Origin of the sequence: Kitasatospora phosalacinea, from assembly GCF_000717185.1 — a bacterium.
Taxonomy (GTDB): Bacteria; Actinomycetota; Actinomycetes; order Streptomycetales; family Streptomycetaceae; genus Kitasatospora; species Kitasatospora phosalacinea_A.
In genome coordinates, this window is sequence record NZ_JNYE01000047.1 from 19,046 (window position 1) to 34,744 (window position 15,699).

Consider the following 15,699-nt stretch of genomic DNA (forward strand, 5'->3'; position numbering starts at 1 on the left):
CTCTCCGTGCTCCTGCCTCAGGCGCCCGCGCTCGCGCCCGCACCGGCGGACGGCGCGAGGACGGGGCGGAAGGTGGCGGTGATCGACTCGGCGACCTTCCGCAGGTCGTCGTGGTCCGGGGCGGAGCCGAAGACCACGCCCAGGTGGCTCTGGGTGCCCTCGCGCCAGTCCACGAACCGCCCCGGCTCCGCGTGCGTCTCGACGTTGCGCACGCCGGGCAGCCCGGCGAGCTCCGCCACCCCGTCGACCGAGGTGAGGGTGCCCGCCACGGCCGGCGGTGTGAGGAAGTACTGGTAGGTGACGCCCCGGTGGCGGGGCGCCGGGATGCGGGGCTCCCCGCCGAGGGCGACCTCCAGCGCGGTCCGCACCAGGTTGATCCCGGTGGCCCGGCGGAGGATCTCCGGGACGTACCCGCCCAGCCGGCCGTTCACCTCGATGATCCGGGGGCCGTCCGCGGTCAGCTTGACCTCGGTGTGGGTGATGCCGTGCCGGATCCCCAGGGCCCGCACCGCGGCGGCCTCCAGGGCCAGCACCTCGGCGGCGGCCTCCTCGCCGAGGGTGGCGGGCAGCAGCATCCCGGTCTCGCGGAAGGGCTCGGCGAGGGCGAACTTCCCGGTGACGCAGACCTGCCGGGAGGCGGTGCCGGTGTGGACGGACTCCACGGAGACGTAGTCCCCCCAGAACTCGCCGGCCACCGACGGGTCGCCCTCCAGCATCTGCTCGGCGACGAACTCGACGCCCGCCGGGCGGGCGGCCGCCACGGCGAGGAACTCCTCCGCCGAGTCCACCCGGCTGGTGTGCAGGCTGCCCGCACCCGTCCGCGGCTTGATCACGGCGGGCACGCCGACGAGGTCGAGCGCCCGCGCCGGGTCGTCGCCGACCACCGCGCAGCGGGTGGCCTGGACCCCGGCCTCGGCCAGGATCCTGCGCTGCACCAGCTTGTCGACCAGCGCCGGGATCAGCTCGGGGGAGTGGTAGGGCAGGCCGAGCGCCTGCGCCAGCCGGGCCGTCCCGGCGAGCTGGTACTCGCTGTAGGTGACGATGCCGTCGACCGCGGCCTCCCGCAGCAGCCGGACCCGCTCCTGCTCGTCCCGCCCGGTGACGTCGAGCACCTCGCCGAGGGCGAGCATGGACTGCCGGTGGGCGGCGGCGCCGGGCCGGTCGAAGTCCGCGACGAAGAGCACCTCGCAGAGCCGGTGGGCGGCGGCCAGGACGTCGTTCGGGGTGGCGGAGCCGAGGTCGTAGACGACCGCGACCCGGGGCACCTTCCGTGCGTGGGCGGTCACGGGCGCTCCGCCCCCGCCCCGGCCGCCTGCCGCGCCGCGAGGTGCTCGGCGAGGCGCGCCGCCGTCGGCTGCAGGTACAGGTCGCGCAGCGGCACGGACTGCAGGCCCGCCCGGCGCAGGGCGGCGGAGAGCCGCACCGCGAGCAGCGAGTTGCCGCCGAGGTCGAAGAAGTCGTCGTCGGGCCCGACCTCCGGCCCGAGGGTGGCCCGCCAGGCCCGCAGGACCACGTCGGCGAGGCTCTCCTCGGCGGGGGCCTGCGCCTGGGCGGGAGCCGCGGCCTCGGCCGCGGGGGCGGCTGCGGGGGCGGCCTCCGCCGCGGGGGGCTGGTCGGGCTTCGGCAGCCTGGCCGCGTCCACCTTGCCGTTGACGGTGAGCGGGATCTCGGACACCGCGGTGACGGTGCCCGGCACCATGTGCTCGGGGAGGACCTCGCGCAGTCGGCGCCTGACCTCGGCCACCGAGCCGGAGGGCCGCAGCACCACGTAGGCGTCCAGGCGGACCCCGGCCGCGTCGCCGTCGCCCTGGTTCAGCACGACGGCGCCCGCCGAGACGGTGGGGTCGTCGAGCAGGACGGACCGGACCTCGCCGAGCTCGATGCGGAAGCCCCGCACCTTGACCTGGTCGTCGATCCGGCCCAGGTGGTCCAGTTGCCCGCCGGGGCGGAGCCGGCCCAGGTCGCCGCTGCGGTAGGCGCGTTCGCCGGTCAGCGGGTCGTCGACGAAGCGCTCGGCGGTGAGCTCCGGGCGGTTCAGGTAGCGGTCGGCCACGCCCGCGCCGCCCACGTAGATCTCGCCGGGGACGCCCAGGGGCTGGACGCGGCCCCGGGCGTCGCGCACGGACAGCGACCAGCCGGGCAGCGCCGTCCCCACCGAGCGGGAGCCGGCGGCCACCTCGACGGGCGTGACCGTCGCGGTGGTGACGTGCACGGTGGTCTCGGTGATGCCGAACATGTTCACCAGCCGGCACCGGTCGTGCGGCTCGCGCCGGAACCACAGCTCCAGGGAGCGCACGTCCAGCGGCTCGCCGCCGAAGACCACCAGCCGCAGGGCGAGCGGGCGCTCCTGGCCCAGGTGGACGTCGCGCAGCGACGCGAAGGCGGAGGGGGTCTGGCTCAGCACGGTGACCCGGCGCCGGACGAGCAGCGCGTGGAACTCCTCGGGCGAGCGCGAGACCCAGTACGGGACCACGACGAGGTGGCCGCCGGTGAGCAGGCAGCCCCAGATCTCCCAGACGGAGAAGTCGAAGGAGCTGGAGTGGAACAGCGTCCAGACGTCGTCCGGGCCCAGCCGCATGTCCTCGGCGGTGGCCGCCAGCAGCGCGCCGACGTTGCGGTGCGGGACGACCACGCCCTTGGGCCTGCCGGTGGAGCCGGAGGTGTAGATGACGTAGGCGGGCGCGTCGGGGTCGTCGGCGGGCTCGGGGGCCGCGGCCGCGGACCCGGCCAGCGCGTCCGGGTGCACCACGGTGACGCCGTCGAGGGCGGGGAACCCGTCGAGGGCGGTGACCACCAGGCGCAGCCCCGCGTCCTCGGTGGTGTACCGCAGCCGCTCGACGGGGTAGCGCGGGTCCATCGGGACGTAGGCGGCGCCGGTCTTGAGCACCGCCAGCAGGGTGGTGACCAGGTCGGCGTCGCGCTCCAGGCAGACGCCCACGAAGGTGCCCGGCCCGGCCCCGCGCTCCGCCAGGGCGGCGGACATCCGGGTCGCCGCCTCGTCGAGCTGCGCGTACGTCAGCTCGCGCGCGGCGTCGGACAGCGCGGTGGCGCCGGGCCGCTCGGCGGCGAGCCGGGCGAAGGCGGCGTGGACGGTGGTGGCGGGCCGGGCGGGGGCGGGCTGCGGCCGCCCGAGGGCCAGGAGGGCCGCGCGCTCCTCGTCCGCGAGCAGCTCGACGTCCGCGCCGACCGGGGCCCGGTCGCCGAAGGAGTCGGCGGGCTTGGCGCCGAGCAGGGCCGTCAGGCGGCCCACGTGCCGGGCCAGCTGCTCGGCGACCTCGGGGTGCAGCGCGGCCCCGTCGTAGTCGAGGCGGCCGACGAAGGCGCCGTCCGGCCGCGGACCCCAGGTGAAGGTCACCGGGAACGGCAGCTCCAGGAAGGGCCGGTACGCCTCGTCCTGCCCGGACAGCGCCACGACGCCCACGGCGGGCACGGGCCGGTCGGCGCCGACGGGCGCGGCGGCGGCGAGGGCGGCCTCGGCCTGCCGGACCAGGTCGGTGACGGGGGTGCCGTCGTCGACCGGCAGGTGCACCGCGGCGAACCGGTCGCGGTCCGCGCGGTCGACGGTGAGCAGGCCGACGGCCCGCTCCCGGTCGGCGTAGCGGGACAGCAGCAGGGCGGTGGCGGCGAGCAGGACGGGCGCGGGCTCCGAGGCGATCTCGACGGGGCCGATCCGCACCGTGCCGGTGGTGCCGGCGCGCCGGGCGTCGCCCAGGCCCCAGGCGGGCGGCGCGGCCTCCGCCGCGGTGTGCCGCGGCAGGTCGCCGGGGACGGCCAGCCGCTCCGCGCCGTCCGCGGCACCGGCCAGGACCCGGGCGACGAGGTCGAGCCCCGCGCTGTCCACGGCCCGGCGGTGGGCCACCAGGACCAGGTCGGCCGCGCCGTCGGCGTAGCGCAGCAGGACGGCGCGCAGGCGGCCGCCGTGGCCGGTCGCCCGGGCGGCCTCCCGGGCGCGCAGCGCCTCGGCGGCGGGGTCGGCGGCGGCCGCGGCCACGTCCTCGACCCACAGGCGGAGGTCCGCGGGGAGCGCGCCGGAGCGCTGGGCGGCGGTCAGCCGCTCGGCGATCCGCTCCGCGGCGAGCCCTTCGGGCATCCGGCGGACGAGGCCGTGGCAGGCGCGGGCGGGCCGCGCGTCGAAGGCCGTCCCCGTGAAGAGGTCGGCAGCGCTGCCGGGTCCGGCCGGCGGGGGCGGGCTGATCCGGGGGGACATGCTGGTCTCCTGGCTGGTGCGGGCGGTGGGCGCGGTCGGGCGGTCGGGTGCGCTCATCGCGTGCTGAACCCGCCGTCGACGGTGACGACGCTCCCGGTCACCTGGCGGGCGTCGTCGCTGGCGAGCCACAGCGCGGCCGACGAGACGTCCTCGGGGTTGACCAGCGCGTTCATCGGCTGGGACTCCAGGAAGGCGGTCTCCTGGTCCTCCGGCGCGACGCCGAGCGAGCGGGCGACCTCCGAGAGCATCCGGCCCTCGAGGGTCGGCTCCTCGCGGACCTGCCCGGGGCACAGGGCGTTGACCCGGATCTGCAGGGCCGCGTAGTCGAGCGCCGCCGCCCTGGTCAGCCCGATCAGGCCGTGCTTCGCGGCGACGTAGCCGGCGAAGTAGCGGTAGCCCACCAGGCCCGCCGTGGAGGAGATGTTCACGATGCTGCCGGAGCGCTGCTTCGCCATGGACGGCACCACGGCCTTGATCGTCCGCCAGGCGCCCGAGAGGTCGACGTCCAGCATGACGCCCCACTCGTCCTCGGTGATCTCGTGGACGGCCTTGCCCGAAGGGGCCGCGATCCCGGCGTTGTTGACCAGGACGTCGATCCGGCCGAACCGGTCGAGGGCGTCGGCCACGACGTCGTCGACCTCCTTCTGCTGCCGCACGTCGGCGCGGGCGGTCAGCACGGAGGCGCCGCGCTCGCGGCACAGCCGGGCGGTGGCCTCCAACTGGTCGGGCGTGCCGAGCGGGTAGGGCACGTCGGCGATGTCCGCGGCCACGTCTAGCAGCACGAGGTCGGCGCCCTCCTCGGCGAACCGCAGGGCGCAGGCGCGGCCGAGGCCGCGGGCCGCTCCGGTGACGAGGGCGGTCTTCTGGGAAAGTCGCACGTCAGCTCTCCGTACGCGCGGACCGGAGCCGCGAGGCGATCAGTTCGAGCAGGGACTTGCCGTCCGCGTCGAGGTACATGTGGTCGCCGGGCACGTCCACGGCGGTGAAGGCCCCGGTGGTCGCGTCGCGCCAGTGGTCGGCCGCCTCGGCCGAGACCAGGTGGTCGTCGACACCGCGGATCGAGGTGACGGGCGCGGCGAGCTTGCGGTCGGAGGTGGGCACGTAGGCCTCGTGCATCTCCACGTCGGCGCGGAGGGTGGGCAGCAGCAGCTCCCGCATCTCCGGAATCTCGAAGGCCGGGTGGGTGTAGCCGGCGAACTCCTGGACGCGGGCCAGGAACGCGTCGTCGTCCAGCCCGGTCGCGCGCTCCGTCCGGCCGTTCCACGGGCCCTGCGATCCGCTCACGAACAGGTGGACCAGCTCGGCGGTGCCGTGATCGGCTATCCGGTGGGCCAGTTCGTATGCGAGGATCCCGCCGAGGCTGTGGCCGAAGACGGCCACCGGGCCCCCGTCGGCCGCTTCGAGGGCGGCGGCGAGCAGGCCGTCGGCCGCGTCCTGGACGTTGGTGTACGGGTCCTGGTCGACCAGGCGCTCGCGGCCGGGCAGTTGCAGGGGCCGTACGTCGACGCCCTCGACGCCGAAGGAACGCCAGGGCATGTAGAAGCTGGCGCCCGCTCCGGCGAAGGGCAGGCACAGCAGAGGCGTGGCAGGAAGCATCGGGCTCTCGGCTCCGTGGAGGAAGTTCGAAGATTGACGGGATCGGTCCGGCACGAGGATCGCGCGGGCTGCCGACGGAGCGGCCGAGACCGGTCAATGTCCCCATTGGACGAAATTCGGCCCGAACCACACGGGCCGGAAATCGGCAGAGTTCCGATTCCGCCTCGCACAACAAAGAAGACAGCAATGCCGTCAGCCAGCCCCCGCGCCGCTCGACAAACGGATCATGCAACAGGTCGCAGCGGCTGTCGAGAGGCGATTTCGGCGAATCGGGCGAATCAAAGGCGCGGCGACCCCTAGCGCACATCGGAAGCGAGGGAAAGCCGCGGTCCGGCCGAATCGGCGGGACGGGAGGAATGCGGCGGGCCGACCCACCGCCCGAAGTGTCCGGAAACAGGACACAGCGGTGCATTCTCCGGACTGCCGGTCGTCGGAGGTGGCCGGAAGCGGCCACCGGGACCGCCGGGAACACCAGTCCGATTCCGGCTGGCGGGCGGGTTCGGGTGTCCCGCCGGCGGGACACCCGAACCCTTGCCGAGGAAATCAAGCTTCCGCTCTGCTTCGGGTGGCATTCACCCCCGACGTGGCCGCCTCCTGCCGAGTCGAGCGGAATCCGGTCGTCCGATCTGGACCGTGGCCCGAATCCCGTGCCAGACTTCTCCTTGACCAGCGCAATTGCTCGCCGTCCGGGAAGCGGTAGATCGATGGGGGAATCAGATATCCGCCGGTTGTGCAGCCGGATTCGTGCGGCCCTCGGCCGCCGCACGAGGAGTTGACGGCACTCTCACGCCGACTCGCCCTGCAGAGCACGTTCCGCCGACTGCTCCCGGGCCAGTGGCCGGGTACGGCGATCGGACCGGTGGCACTCGACGGCCCCCGAGGATACTGCATGCCCTCCGGCGGATCGCCCACGACCCACCCGTCGGTGGCGCGACCGCTCCCCGCTCCCCGGACCGCGGCGCCGAACCGCGCACGACGCTGCGTCACGGGGCGGCCCGTCGGCAACACCGACGGCCCGCCTCCCGCCCGCACCGGCCTTCCGTCCGTCGACCGACCTTGACCAGAGAAGCGATCAGCATGGAGACGTCCGTCAGCACGACTGCCCTGCGCACCGCGCCCAGATCCTCTCCGGGCACAGCGGCCCTCACCCGCCGCACCACCCTGTCCCTGCCACCGGACTACCCCCTGACCGAGTGGAAGCGCCTGGGGAAGCACCTGTACCTGATAACGGATTCTTCGAGCTGGTGGCTCGGCGACTGGCTCGTCTTCGGCCAGGACGCCTACCCCGGACGCTACCGGCAGGCCATGGAAGAGACCCGCCTGGACTACAAGACCTTACGGAACTACGCGTGGATCGCGCGGCGCTTCCCCGTCGCCGAACGGCACCCCGAGGTCAGCTTCCAGCACCACGCCGAAGTCGCCTCGCTGGAGCCCGAGAAGCGCGCCATGTGGCTGGACCGCGCCGCCCAGGAGGGCTGGTCCCGCAACACCCTGCGGCAGCACCTGCGGCAGGCCGCGCTCGCCGGGCCGTCCGAGGACGTCCGGGGCAAGCAGGTCAGGCTCCACGTGTCCACGACCGCGGAACGCGAGAGCCTCTGGGCGGACGCGGCCCAGCGCGACGGCCGGGAACTGGCCGACTGGATCGTCATCAGCCTCGACCGGGCCGCCAAGCTGGCGGGCGGCCAGCGCGAACGGCCGCGCGGCGGGGCCCAGGGACACGACGAACAAGGCTGCACGGGCCCGTCGGCATGAGCCCGGCCCGGGCCCGGACCGGCCCCCGCGCACGAGCGAACGAGCAGGGCGTCGGAGGAGAAGCAGCCGGTGAGGGGCGGGGGCGTCACGCCCCCGCCCGTTCGCGTTGCCTGTTTCAGCGGGGCGGGCCGTCGGGGCGCAGGGCGATGTGGTCGGTGGCGAGGTCCGCGGTGATGCGGTGCTGCATGCCGAGGGCGGTGAGGAAGGCGGCGGGGAGTTGGACGCGGCCGGTGCGGTCGAGCATGACGTACTCGCGCTGGTGGACGGTCCGGGTGCCGTGTTCGTCGGTTTCGGTGTGGCGGAGGACCTCGGTGCTGGTGCGGCCGTCGCGGACGGCGACGGTGCGGCGGACCTCCGCCGCGACCATGGGGTCGTGGGTGACGATGACGACGGTGGTGCCGAGTTCGCGGTTGACGGTGCGGAGGGCGTCGAAGATGCCGGTGGCGGTCTCGGTGTCGAGTTCGCCGGTGGGTTCGTCGGCGAGCAGGAGGGTGGGGTCGTTGGCGAGGGCGACGGCGATGGCGGCGCGTTGCTGTTGGCCGCCGGAGAGTTGGGCGGGGCGGCGGTGGGCGAGGTCGGCGATGCCGAGGGCTTCGAGCAGCTCGGTGACGCGGTGGCGTCGGCGTCCGGCGGCGCGGTGGCCGGAGCGCAGTTGCATGGGCAGGGCGGTGTTCTGGGCGGTGGTGAGGAAGGGCAGGAGGTTGCGGGCGGTCTGCTGCCAGACGAAGCCGACGGTTTCGCGGCGGTAGCGCAGGCGTTGTTTGGCGGTCATGGTGAGGAGGTTGTGGCCGTCGACGGTGGCGTTGCCCGCGGTGGGGGTGTCCAGGCCGGCGAGGATGTTGAGGAGGGTGGACTTGCCGCTGCCGGAGGCGCCGACGAGGGCGACCAGGTCGCCGCGGTCCACGGTGAGGTCGAGGCCTTGCAGGGCCTGGACCTCGATGCCGTCGGTGGTGAAGATCCGGACCAGCCGTTCGCAGGCGATCGCCAGGTCGGCCCGGGCGGGCGGGGGCGCGGCCGCGGCCAGCGCCCTGGCCCGCAGCTCGTCCAGGCTCGGGGGAGGAGTGCTCATCGGGTCGTCCCTTCCGGTGGACGCAGTGGTGGTCATTCGGTGTCGCCCGCACGCAGCTCGGTGGCGATCTGCCGCCGGGCGGTGACGGCGGCCTCGGCCAGCACCGCCAGGGACGCCAGCAGGGCCAGCGCCAGCGCCTGCCGGGCGATCGGCCCGGCCAGCAGGTGCAGCCCGGTCGGGACGCCCGCCCCGACCAGCGGGGAGAGGTCCACGGCCGGGCCGAGCAGGCGCACGCAGCACACCGCCGCCAGCGCCCCGCCGAGGGCCGCGACCAGCGCCTGCGGCAGCACCTCGGCCAGCACCAGGGCCAGCCCCTGCCGGGGCCGCAGCCCCATCGTGCGCAGCCGGGCCAGCACCGCCGCCCGCTCCGGGCCCGCCCGCAGCAGCGTCAGCAGCACCGCCAGCACCGCGAACAGCGCCGTCGCGCCGACCGACACCCAGAACAGCCGCACCGCCGAGGCCTGCAGCGGGTCGCTGCCCAGCGCCGCGGCCTCCCCGGCCGCCGTCCGCACCAGGTGGCCCGGCCGGGCACCGGAGGCCGGCGGGCCGAGGAACCGCTCGGCCAGCGCCCGCAGTTGCGCGTCGTCCGGGTGCCCGGCGGCCAGCCACTTGTCCGGGCCGCCGAAGCGCGGCAGCAGGTCGGCGGCGGCGACCGAGGACATCACCACGGTCGGGCCGTTCGACCCGCTCACCGCGGGCGTCCCGTCGGCCGTCCCCACCGTGCGGACCTCGACCGCGTCACCGCCCGCCAGCCGCAGGCTGAACCCGCCCGACGGCAGGTCGCTGCTGACCAGCACCGGCAGCGGCCCGCCACCGGGCCCGCCCGGTCCGCCCGGTCCTTCGGGTCCGCCCGCCAGCAGTGCCGGATCGAACCGGCCCCGCCCCGCCACCTCGGCCAGCCGCGCGTACCGGACCGGATCGGCCGCCACCACGTTCACCCGCACCGAGGAACCGCCGCCCACCGACATCGTGACGTCGTCCTCGACCCACACCGGCAGCGAGGTCTCCACCCCCGGCAGCCGGTCCGCGGCCGCCAGGAAGGACTCCGGCAGCGTGCGGTTCAACCCCGCGCCGACCGCCGCGTCCCCGCCCAGACCGTACCGGGCCACCCGCGTCCGGTCCGCGGCCACCGAACCCAGCACGTCCGCGCCCACCGCACCGCACGCCACCGCCAGCACCAGCGCCAGCAGCGGCAGCACCGACGGCCGCGCCCGCCCCCGGCCGCCGCCCCGGGCCGCCCGGGCCAGGCCCAGGAAACCCACCGCACCCGGCCGCCGACCCGCCCACCGGGCCAGCAGGCCGACCAGCACCGGCTGCACCCGGGCCAGCAGCAGCGCACCCGTCAACGACAGCAGCAACGGCGCCGCCACCAGCAGCGGATCCACCCCCGCCCCCGCCGGAGCCACCCCGCGCCGCACCACCTGCGCAACCGCCGCCGCGGTCACCGCCAGCACCGCCGCCTCGGCCACCAGCCGCCGCCGCCCCGACCGGGCCCCGCCCGCCGGGCCGCGCAGCACCAGCACCACCCGCACCGGGAAGGCCAGCAGCGCCAGCAGCGCCACCGACCCCGCCGCCACCGCCGACGGCAGCCAGCGCGGCGTCGGCAGCAGCACGCACGCCAGCCCCGCGCCCAGCGCCGCCGCGGGCAGCACCGTCGCCGCCCCCTCGCCCAGCAGCCGCCGGAACACCCCGCCCAGCCCCGCCCCGCGGGCCCGCAGCAGCCGCAGCTCCGCCGCCCGCCGCTCCGTCCCCAGCGCCGCCGCCAACCCCAGCACCACCACGGCCACCCCCGCCGCCCCCGCCGGGCCGATCGCCGTCACCGAGCCGATCGCGGCCTGCCGCTGCCGCGCGGTGTCGATCGCCCCGCGCAGCGCCGAACCGATCCGCACGTCCGGCCGCCCGCTGCCGGTGGTCACCCGGACCGCGACCGGCCCCGAGGTGACCGCCGCCAGCGCGGCGGACGTCTCCGCCAGCCGGTCCGCCCGCAGCGCGTCCACCCGCACCGGCAGCCGCCAGAAGTCCTCGGCCCCGTTGCCCCAGCGGCTCAGCCGGGACACCCCCTCCGGGCCGGTCAGCGCCACCGCGTACCAGTACGCCATCGGAGGCGCGCCCGGGCCGGGCGGCGGCGTCAGGTTCCGGCACGCCTTCAGCGCGCAGCCCGCATCTGCCCAGAACGGGTCCGACGGGTCGTCGACCGCGTACAGGCCCACCACCCGCACCCGGGCCGGACCGAACGGGGCGCCCACGGGCAGCACCGAGGCGCCGCCGTCGAACACCCCGCCCAGCGCGACCTTCAACGTGGCCGCCGCGGACTCCGACAGCGCCACCGGCACCGGCTCCCCGTCCGCCGCCCCGCCTGCCGCACCGTCCGGCCACTGACCCGCCGTCAGCCGGACGTGCTCGCGCGCGCCGTGCCGGTACAGCAGCGACAGCTCCGGCGCGACGCCCTCCGGACGGTCCAGCGCCGGATCGGGCAGCGAACGCGGCTGGAGGGCCCGCCGCCCGTACACCGGACCGCCCGGGTCCAGCGGCAGCCGCGCGCCGACGAGAGCGGCGAGCTGCCCCGCGGTCGCGTCCAGGAGCTGCGCCGGGTCACCGCCGGACGGCAGGCCGGAGGTCACCACCACGCTGGTGGGGACCGGGCCGTAGCCGCGCAGGAAACCGCGCAGCGCACCGTCGGCCCCCCGGTCCAGCGCCCGGGGCAGCGCGGCCGCCAGGAAGACCAGGACCAGCACCAGGACCGCGGTCAGCAGCGCGGCCAGCGGCGCGGTGCGCAGCCGGGTGCGGACCCAGGGGGCGGGGGCGTTCAACGCTCCTCCAGGGGACGGAGGCGGACGGGGCTCGTGCGGTCTCCGCGGGGCGGCCGGGAGTTGTCGGGCAGGGGGTGGGGGCGACGGGTGAGCACCACCAGCGGCACCACCAGGTGCACCAGCACGGCGCCCAGCAGCAGCCCCACACCCGTGCCCAGGCCGACCAGCACCACCTGCTCGGCGGCGGCGCTCCGGCGCAGCAGCCGCCGGGGCGCGCCCAGCGCCAGCAGCACCGCCGCCTCACCGGCCCGCTCCGCCGCCGCGGCCGCCGAGGCCGCGGCGAAGCCGATCGCGGCCAGCACCGCCGCGGCCACCGCCAGCGCGGCCAGCGCGCTCTGCGGGGCGGCGCTCAGCGGGTCGCCGAGCCGGGCGGCGGCGTCCTCGCCGAGCAGGTCCAGCCGTTGCGCGGTGGGCCCCGCGCGCAGCTCCGCCGCGGCCGCCGCCGGGGTGCCGTCGCCGGGCCCGGCCGCGGGCAGCCACCACTCGGAGACCGCCGGGGCGTCCAGGCCGCGCTCGGCCAGCCACCGGTCGGTGCCGGCCAGGTCCAGCAGCAGGCCGGTGGTGCCGTACACCGGCAGCGCCTCGACCCGGCCGGTGACCCGCACCGGCACGCTGGCGCTGCCGACCTGCACCTTCACCAGGTCGCCGACCGCGGCTCCGACCGCGGTCAGGTACCCGCCGGTCGCCACGCCCGGGACCTCCGCCGCGGGCGCGCTCCCGCCCGGCGCCAGCGCCACCACCCGCGCCCCCTCGTGCTGCTCCTCGCCCGGGCGGTAGCGCACCGTCACCAGCCCGTCCGGCCCGCTCTCCACCCGCGCCGGGACACCCGGCTCGGCCTGCCCGCGCCAGGCGCCCGCGGGTACCGCGACCGGCACCGCGGGCCCGTCCGCCCGGTCGGCGACGGCCACCTGGCGGACCGTCAGGTCACTGGCGCTCTCGGACCAGCCCGACGGGTACGCCAGCCCGAAGCCGGTCAGGGTCAGCGGCGCGGCCGCCGAACCCAGCGGCGCCGCCGTGAACGCCTCCAGGCCCACCGGGACGGTCAGCTCCCCCCGGGCCGGCAGCTGCGGCACCAGCACCCGGTGCGCCGCCCCGAAGCCGTCGCGCAACTGCAGCCACAGGTCGGGCGCCTGCAGCGGCGCCGGGTCCGGGTACGGGCGGTCGGCGGTGGCCACCGACAGGGTCAGGTCGATCCGGGCCGGGTGCCCGGGCAGCGGCACGCCCGGCGGCTGCGGCGCGGCCAGCGGAGCGAGCAGCTCCCCGACCGGACGGCCGTCGAACAGGTCGGGCCGCACCCGCAGCCCGACCGCCGCCCGGGCGGTGTCGGTCAGCAGCACCCGGCCCTGCCGCCCGCCCGGCAGCGACTGGTCGACCCGCGCCACCGGCAGCAGCCGCTCCCCGCCCGGCAGCGCGGCGTACCGGCCGCCCTGGCCCAGCGCGGGCAGCGCCGAACCGGTGATCCGCAGGCCGCCCGCGGTCGCGAAGTCCGCCTGGTCGCGCTGCGAGTCGCGCCACGCGGTGTGCTGGCCGATCGCCAGCACCCCCGTCGCCACCGCCAGCACCAGCAGCAGCACCGGCCCGTTCGCCCGCCCCGGACGCCGGGCCAGCTGCCAGCCGCCCAGCGCCACTCCGAGCCCGCGCCCGCGCGCCGCCAGCCGGGCCCCGAGCCGGGCCGCGAACGGCAGCAGCCGCAGCACCAGCAGCGTCCCCGCGCACAGCGCCAGGGTCGGCGCCGCGACCAGCACCGGGTCGGTGCCCAGCGTCCCGTCCGCGGCCACCGACAGGCCGCCGGTGCGGGCGTCCAACTGCCGGTAGGCGACCACCGCCAGCACCAGCAGCGTCAGGTCCGCCCCCGAACGGGCCACCGCGCCCACCACCGCCTGACGCCGCGACACCACCCGCGCCCGGTCGCGCCGCCCCACCGCGGGCAGCACCGCCAGCAGCACGCACGCCAGCGCGCACAGCGCCGCCGCGGGCCAGCGCACCGCGGTGTCGGCGCGGTCCAGCGGCAGCCCCGCCAGCGGCCCGAACCCCGTCAGCAGCCGCAGCAGCGGGCCGGTCAGCAGCGGCGCCAGCAGCGCCGCGGGCAGCGCCAGCAGCAGCGCCTCGACGGCCGTCCAGGCGGCCAGCCGCCCCCGGGTCGCGCCCCGGGCGGCCAGCAGCGCGTCCTCCGGGGCCTGCCGCCCCGCGACCAGCCGCACCACCAGCAGCAGCGCCGCGCCCGCCAGCACCGCCAACTGCAGCGCGCCGATCAGCAGGCTCGACTCGGTCACCAGCGTCGCCGAGCGCAACTCGGCCAGCAGCAGCGGGAGTTCGGTCTGCGACTGGAAGCCGGGGGCGTCCTGCGCGAGCAGCTCCGGCAGCCGGGCCGCCCGCTCCCCGACCCGCGCGATCCGGGCCCGGTCGGCGCCCGCGAAGTCCGCGGTCAGCAGCAGGCCGCGGCCGCCCTGCGGCAGCCGGCCGGAGGTGAAGACGCCGTCGTCCACCAGCATCGGCCCGTACGTGGTGAAGCCCTGGACCCGGACCTCCCGGCCGCCCAGCGGGTCCAGCCGCCAGTAGGGCGCGTCCCGGTCCAGGGCCCGGTAGACGCCGGTGACCCGGACGGTCAGCGGCGCCCCGCCGTACCGGTCGGAGAGCACCAGCTGCGCGGGCAGCGCGCCCGGGTCCAGGCCGAGCCGGGACAGCGCGCCGCCCGGCACCGCGACCTGCACCGCCCCGTCGGCGCCCGGGGCGGCGGGCCACCGGCCGGCGGTCAGGTGCAGCCGGTCGCGGTCCAGCGCCGCCAGCACGGTCAGGTCCACCTCGCGGGCGGGAGGTGCGGACGCGGGAGGTGCGGCGGCGGTCGTCGCGGTCGCGGGAGGTGCGGCGGCGGTCGTCGCGGTCGCGGCGGGCAGGCCGTAGGCGAGGCTGCGGGCGAGGGTCTGCACCGTCACCGGCAGCCCGTCGAACAGGTCGGCGCCGAACCCCGCCGCGGCCGCGTCGTCCGCGGCCCGCCCGTCCAGCCCGTGGTCGGCGCTCAGCAGCACCGGGGCCCGGCCGCCGTCCGCCAGGTCGCGGCGGACGCCCGCCCCGGCGACCGCCCGGTCGAAGGAGACCAGGGTGGTCAGCACGGTCGTCGCGGTCAGTACGGTGCACAGCACCGCGGCCGCCAGCAGCAGCCGCCCGCGCAGCCGCAGCAGCACGAAGCCCAGCATCCGTACCCGTCCCCCCTGTTCCGGCCCCGGTGCACCGGATAGCGGACGACTCTGTCAGAACCCGACCGGAATCGGAAGAGCCCTGCACGAACCGTCCCCGCTCCGACCGCCGCGCCCCCGTGCGGCAGGATGGGGCCCGTGGAACTCGACGCGCACCGGGCCGAACTGACCGCCCACTGCTACCGGATGACCGGCTCCTTCCACGACGCCGAGGACCTCGTCCAGGAGACCCTGCTGCGCGCCTGGAACGCCCGCGACCGCTACGACCCGGCCCGCGCCTCGGTCCGCACCTGGCTCTACCGGATCGCCACCAACGCCTGCCTCACCGCCCTGGAGGGCCGCGCCCGCCGCCCGCTGCCCGCCGGACTCGGCGCCCCCGACCGGGACCCCGGCGCCCCGCTCGCCCCCGCCCCGGACGTGTCCTGGCTGGAGCCCTTCCCCGACGCCCGGCTCGACGCCGCCGCCCGCACCGACCTGCGCCTCGCCTGGGTCGCCGCCCTGCAACTGCTGCCCGCCCGGCAGCGGGCCGTCCTGGTGCTGCGCGAGGTGCTGGCGTTCAGCGCCGCCGAGGTCGCCGAACAGCTCGGCACCACCGTCGCCGCCGTCAACAGCGCCCTGCAGCGCGCCCGGGCCGTCCTCGGGGCGGCCGAGGCCGAACAGCTCCGGGAACCGGACGGGCCCGAGCAGAAGGCCGTGCTGGAGCGCTACCTCGCCGCCTTCGAGGCCGCCGACGTCCCCGCGCTGGTCGGCCTGCTCGCCCACGACGCCGTCCTGGAGATGCCGCCGCTCGCCCTCTGGTACCGCGGCCCGCAGCACTACGGGCAGTTCATGGACCGGGTCTACGCCATGCGCGGCACCGGCTGGCTCACCCGCCCCGTCGGCGCCAACGGCCAGAGCGCCTTCGCCGCCTACGCCCCCGCCCCGGACGGCCCCGGCCACCTGCTGCACAGCGTCCAACTGCTGGACGTCGCGGCCGGATCCGTCACCCGCACCACCGTCTACACCGACCCCCGGGTGCTCGACGCCTTCGCCCTGCCCGGACGCCTGTAGCGGCGGCCCGGACAGGGCGAA

At 77.0% G+C, this 15,699-nt stretch carries 9 protein-coding genes; 2 read left to right on the top strand and 7 right to left on the bottom strand.

The genetic code is table 11. From position 1 onward, the window contains the following. Positions 1–17: 17 nt before the first annotated feature. The 4 genes from OO57_RS20350 to OO57_RS20365 are packed head-to-tail and all read right to left on the bottom strand — an operon-like array spanning position 18 to position 5,857. Positions 18–1,286 (bottom strand): ATP-grasp domain-containing protein, encoded by a 1,269-nt coding sequence (locus OO57_RS20350; RefSeq protein ID WP_051778004.1) that lies wholly within the window; start codon positions 1,284–1,286, stop codon positions 18–20. Beyond that, entirely contained in the window at positions 1,283–4,264 is a 2,982-nt protein-coding gene (locus OO57_RS20355) for a non-ribosomal peptide synthetase (protein ID WP_234337424.1), read from the bottom strand. Before OO57_RS20355 ends, OO57_RS20350 begins: the two co-directional genes overlap by 4 nt. Next, on the bottom strand, positions 4,261–5,085 hold the full coding sequence (locus OO57_RS20360) for a mycofactocin-coupled SDR family oxidoreductase (RefSeq protein ID WP_033253991.1): 825 nt from the start codon (positions 5,083–5,085) through the stop codon (positions 4,261–4,263). Before OO57_RS20360 ends, OO57_RS20355 begins: the two co-directional genes overlap by 4 nt. Before the next feature lies 1 nt (position 5,086). Beyond that, complete coding sequence (locus OO57_RS20365; RefSeq protein WP_267884971.1) at positions 5,087–5,857, bottom strand: thioesterase II family protein; 771 nt, start codon at positions 5,855–5,857, stop codon at positions 5,087–5,089. Positions 5,858–6,880: 1,023 nt separating this feature from the next. Between OO57_RS20365 and OO57_RS20370 the strand changes: the two genes are divergently transcribed. Beyond that, the gene (locus OO57_RS20370; RefSeq protein WP_063737602.1) at positions 6,881–7,555 is read left to right on the top strand and encodes an LmbU family transcriptional regulator; all 675 of its coding nucleotides are present in this window, start codon (positions 6,881–6,883) and stop codon (positions 7,553–7,555) included. A gap of 115 nt (positions 7,556–7,670) precedes the next feature. Here the strand turns inward: OO57_RS20370 and OO57_RS20375 are convergent, their stop codons facing one another. From OO57_RS20375 to OO57_RS20385, 3 genes are read right to left on the bottom strand one after another with little or no spacing between them, the layout of a single operon-like run. Continuing rightward, entirely contained in the window at positions 7,671–8,624 is a 954-nt protein-coding gene (locus tag OO57_RS20375; RefSeq protein ID WP_033253993.1) for an ABC transporter ATP-binding protein, read from the bottom strand. 32 nt (positions 8,625–8,656) lie between these two features. Then, positions 8,657–11,434 carry a hypothetical protein gene (locus OO57_RS43975; RefSeq protein WP_033253994.1) on the bottom strand — a complete coding sequence of 926 codons (2,778 nt, stop codon included), beginning with the start codon at positions 11,432–11,434 and terminating at the stop codon, positions 8,657–8,659. Further along, positions 11,431–14,628 carry an FtsX-like permease family protein gene (locus OO57_RS20385; RefSeq protein WP_051778005.1) on the bottom strand — a complete coding sequence of 1,066 codons (3,198 nt, stop codon included), beginning with the start codon at positions 14,626–14,628 and terminating at the stop codon, positions 11,431–11,433. The genes OO57_RS43975 and OO57_RS20385 overlap by 4 nt, the downstream gene beginning before the upstream one ends. 129 nt (positions 14,629–14,757) lie before the next feature. Between OO57_RS20385 and OO57_RS20390 the strand changes: the two genes are divergently transcribed. Beyond that, entirely contained in the window at positions 14,758–15,678 is a 921-nt protein-coding gene (locus OO57_RS20390; protein WP_033253995.1) for a sigma-70 family RNA polymerase sigma factor, read from the top strand. The last annotated feature ends 21 nt before the right edge of the window (positions 15,679–15,699 follow it).

Bases quoted from the DNA above. Each gene is read 5' to 3' on its own strand.
- OO57_RS20355 (WP_234337424.1), bottom strand. From the start codon at position 4,264: ATGAGCGCACCCGACCGCCCGACCGCGCCCACCGCCCGCACCAGCCAG.
- OO57_RS20375 (WP_033253993.1), bottom strand. From the start codon at position 8,624: ATGAGCACTCCTCCCCCGAGCCTGGACGAGCTGCGGGCCAGGGCGCTG.
- OO57_RS20385 (WP_051778005.1), bottom strand. From the start codon at position 14,628: ATGCTGGGCTTCGTGCTGCTGCGGCTGCGCGGGCGGCTGCTGCTGGCG.
- OO57_RS20370 (WP_063737602.1), top strand. From the start codon at position 6,881: ATGGAGACGTCCGTCAGCACGACTGCCCTGCGCACCGCGCCCAGATCC.
- OO57_RS20390 (WP_033253995.1), top strand. From the start codon at position 14,758: ATGGGGCCCGTGGAACTCGACGCGCACCGGGCCGAACTGACCGCCCAC.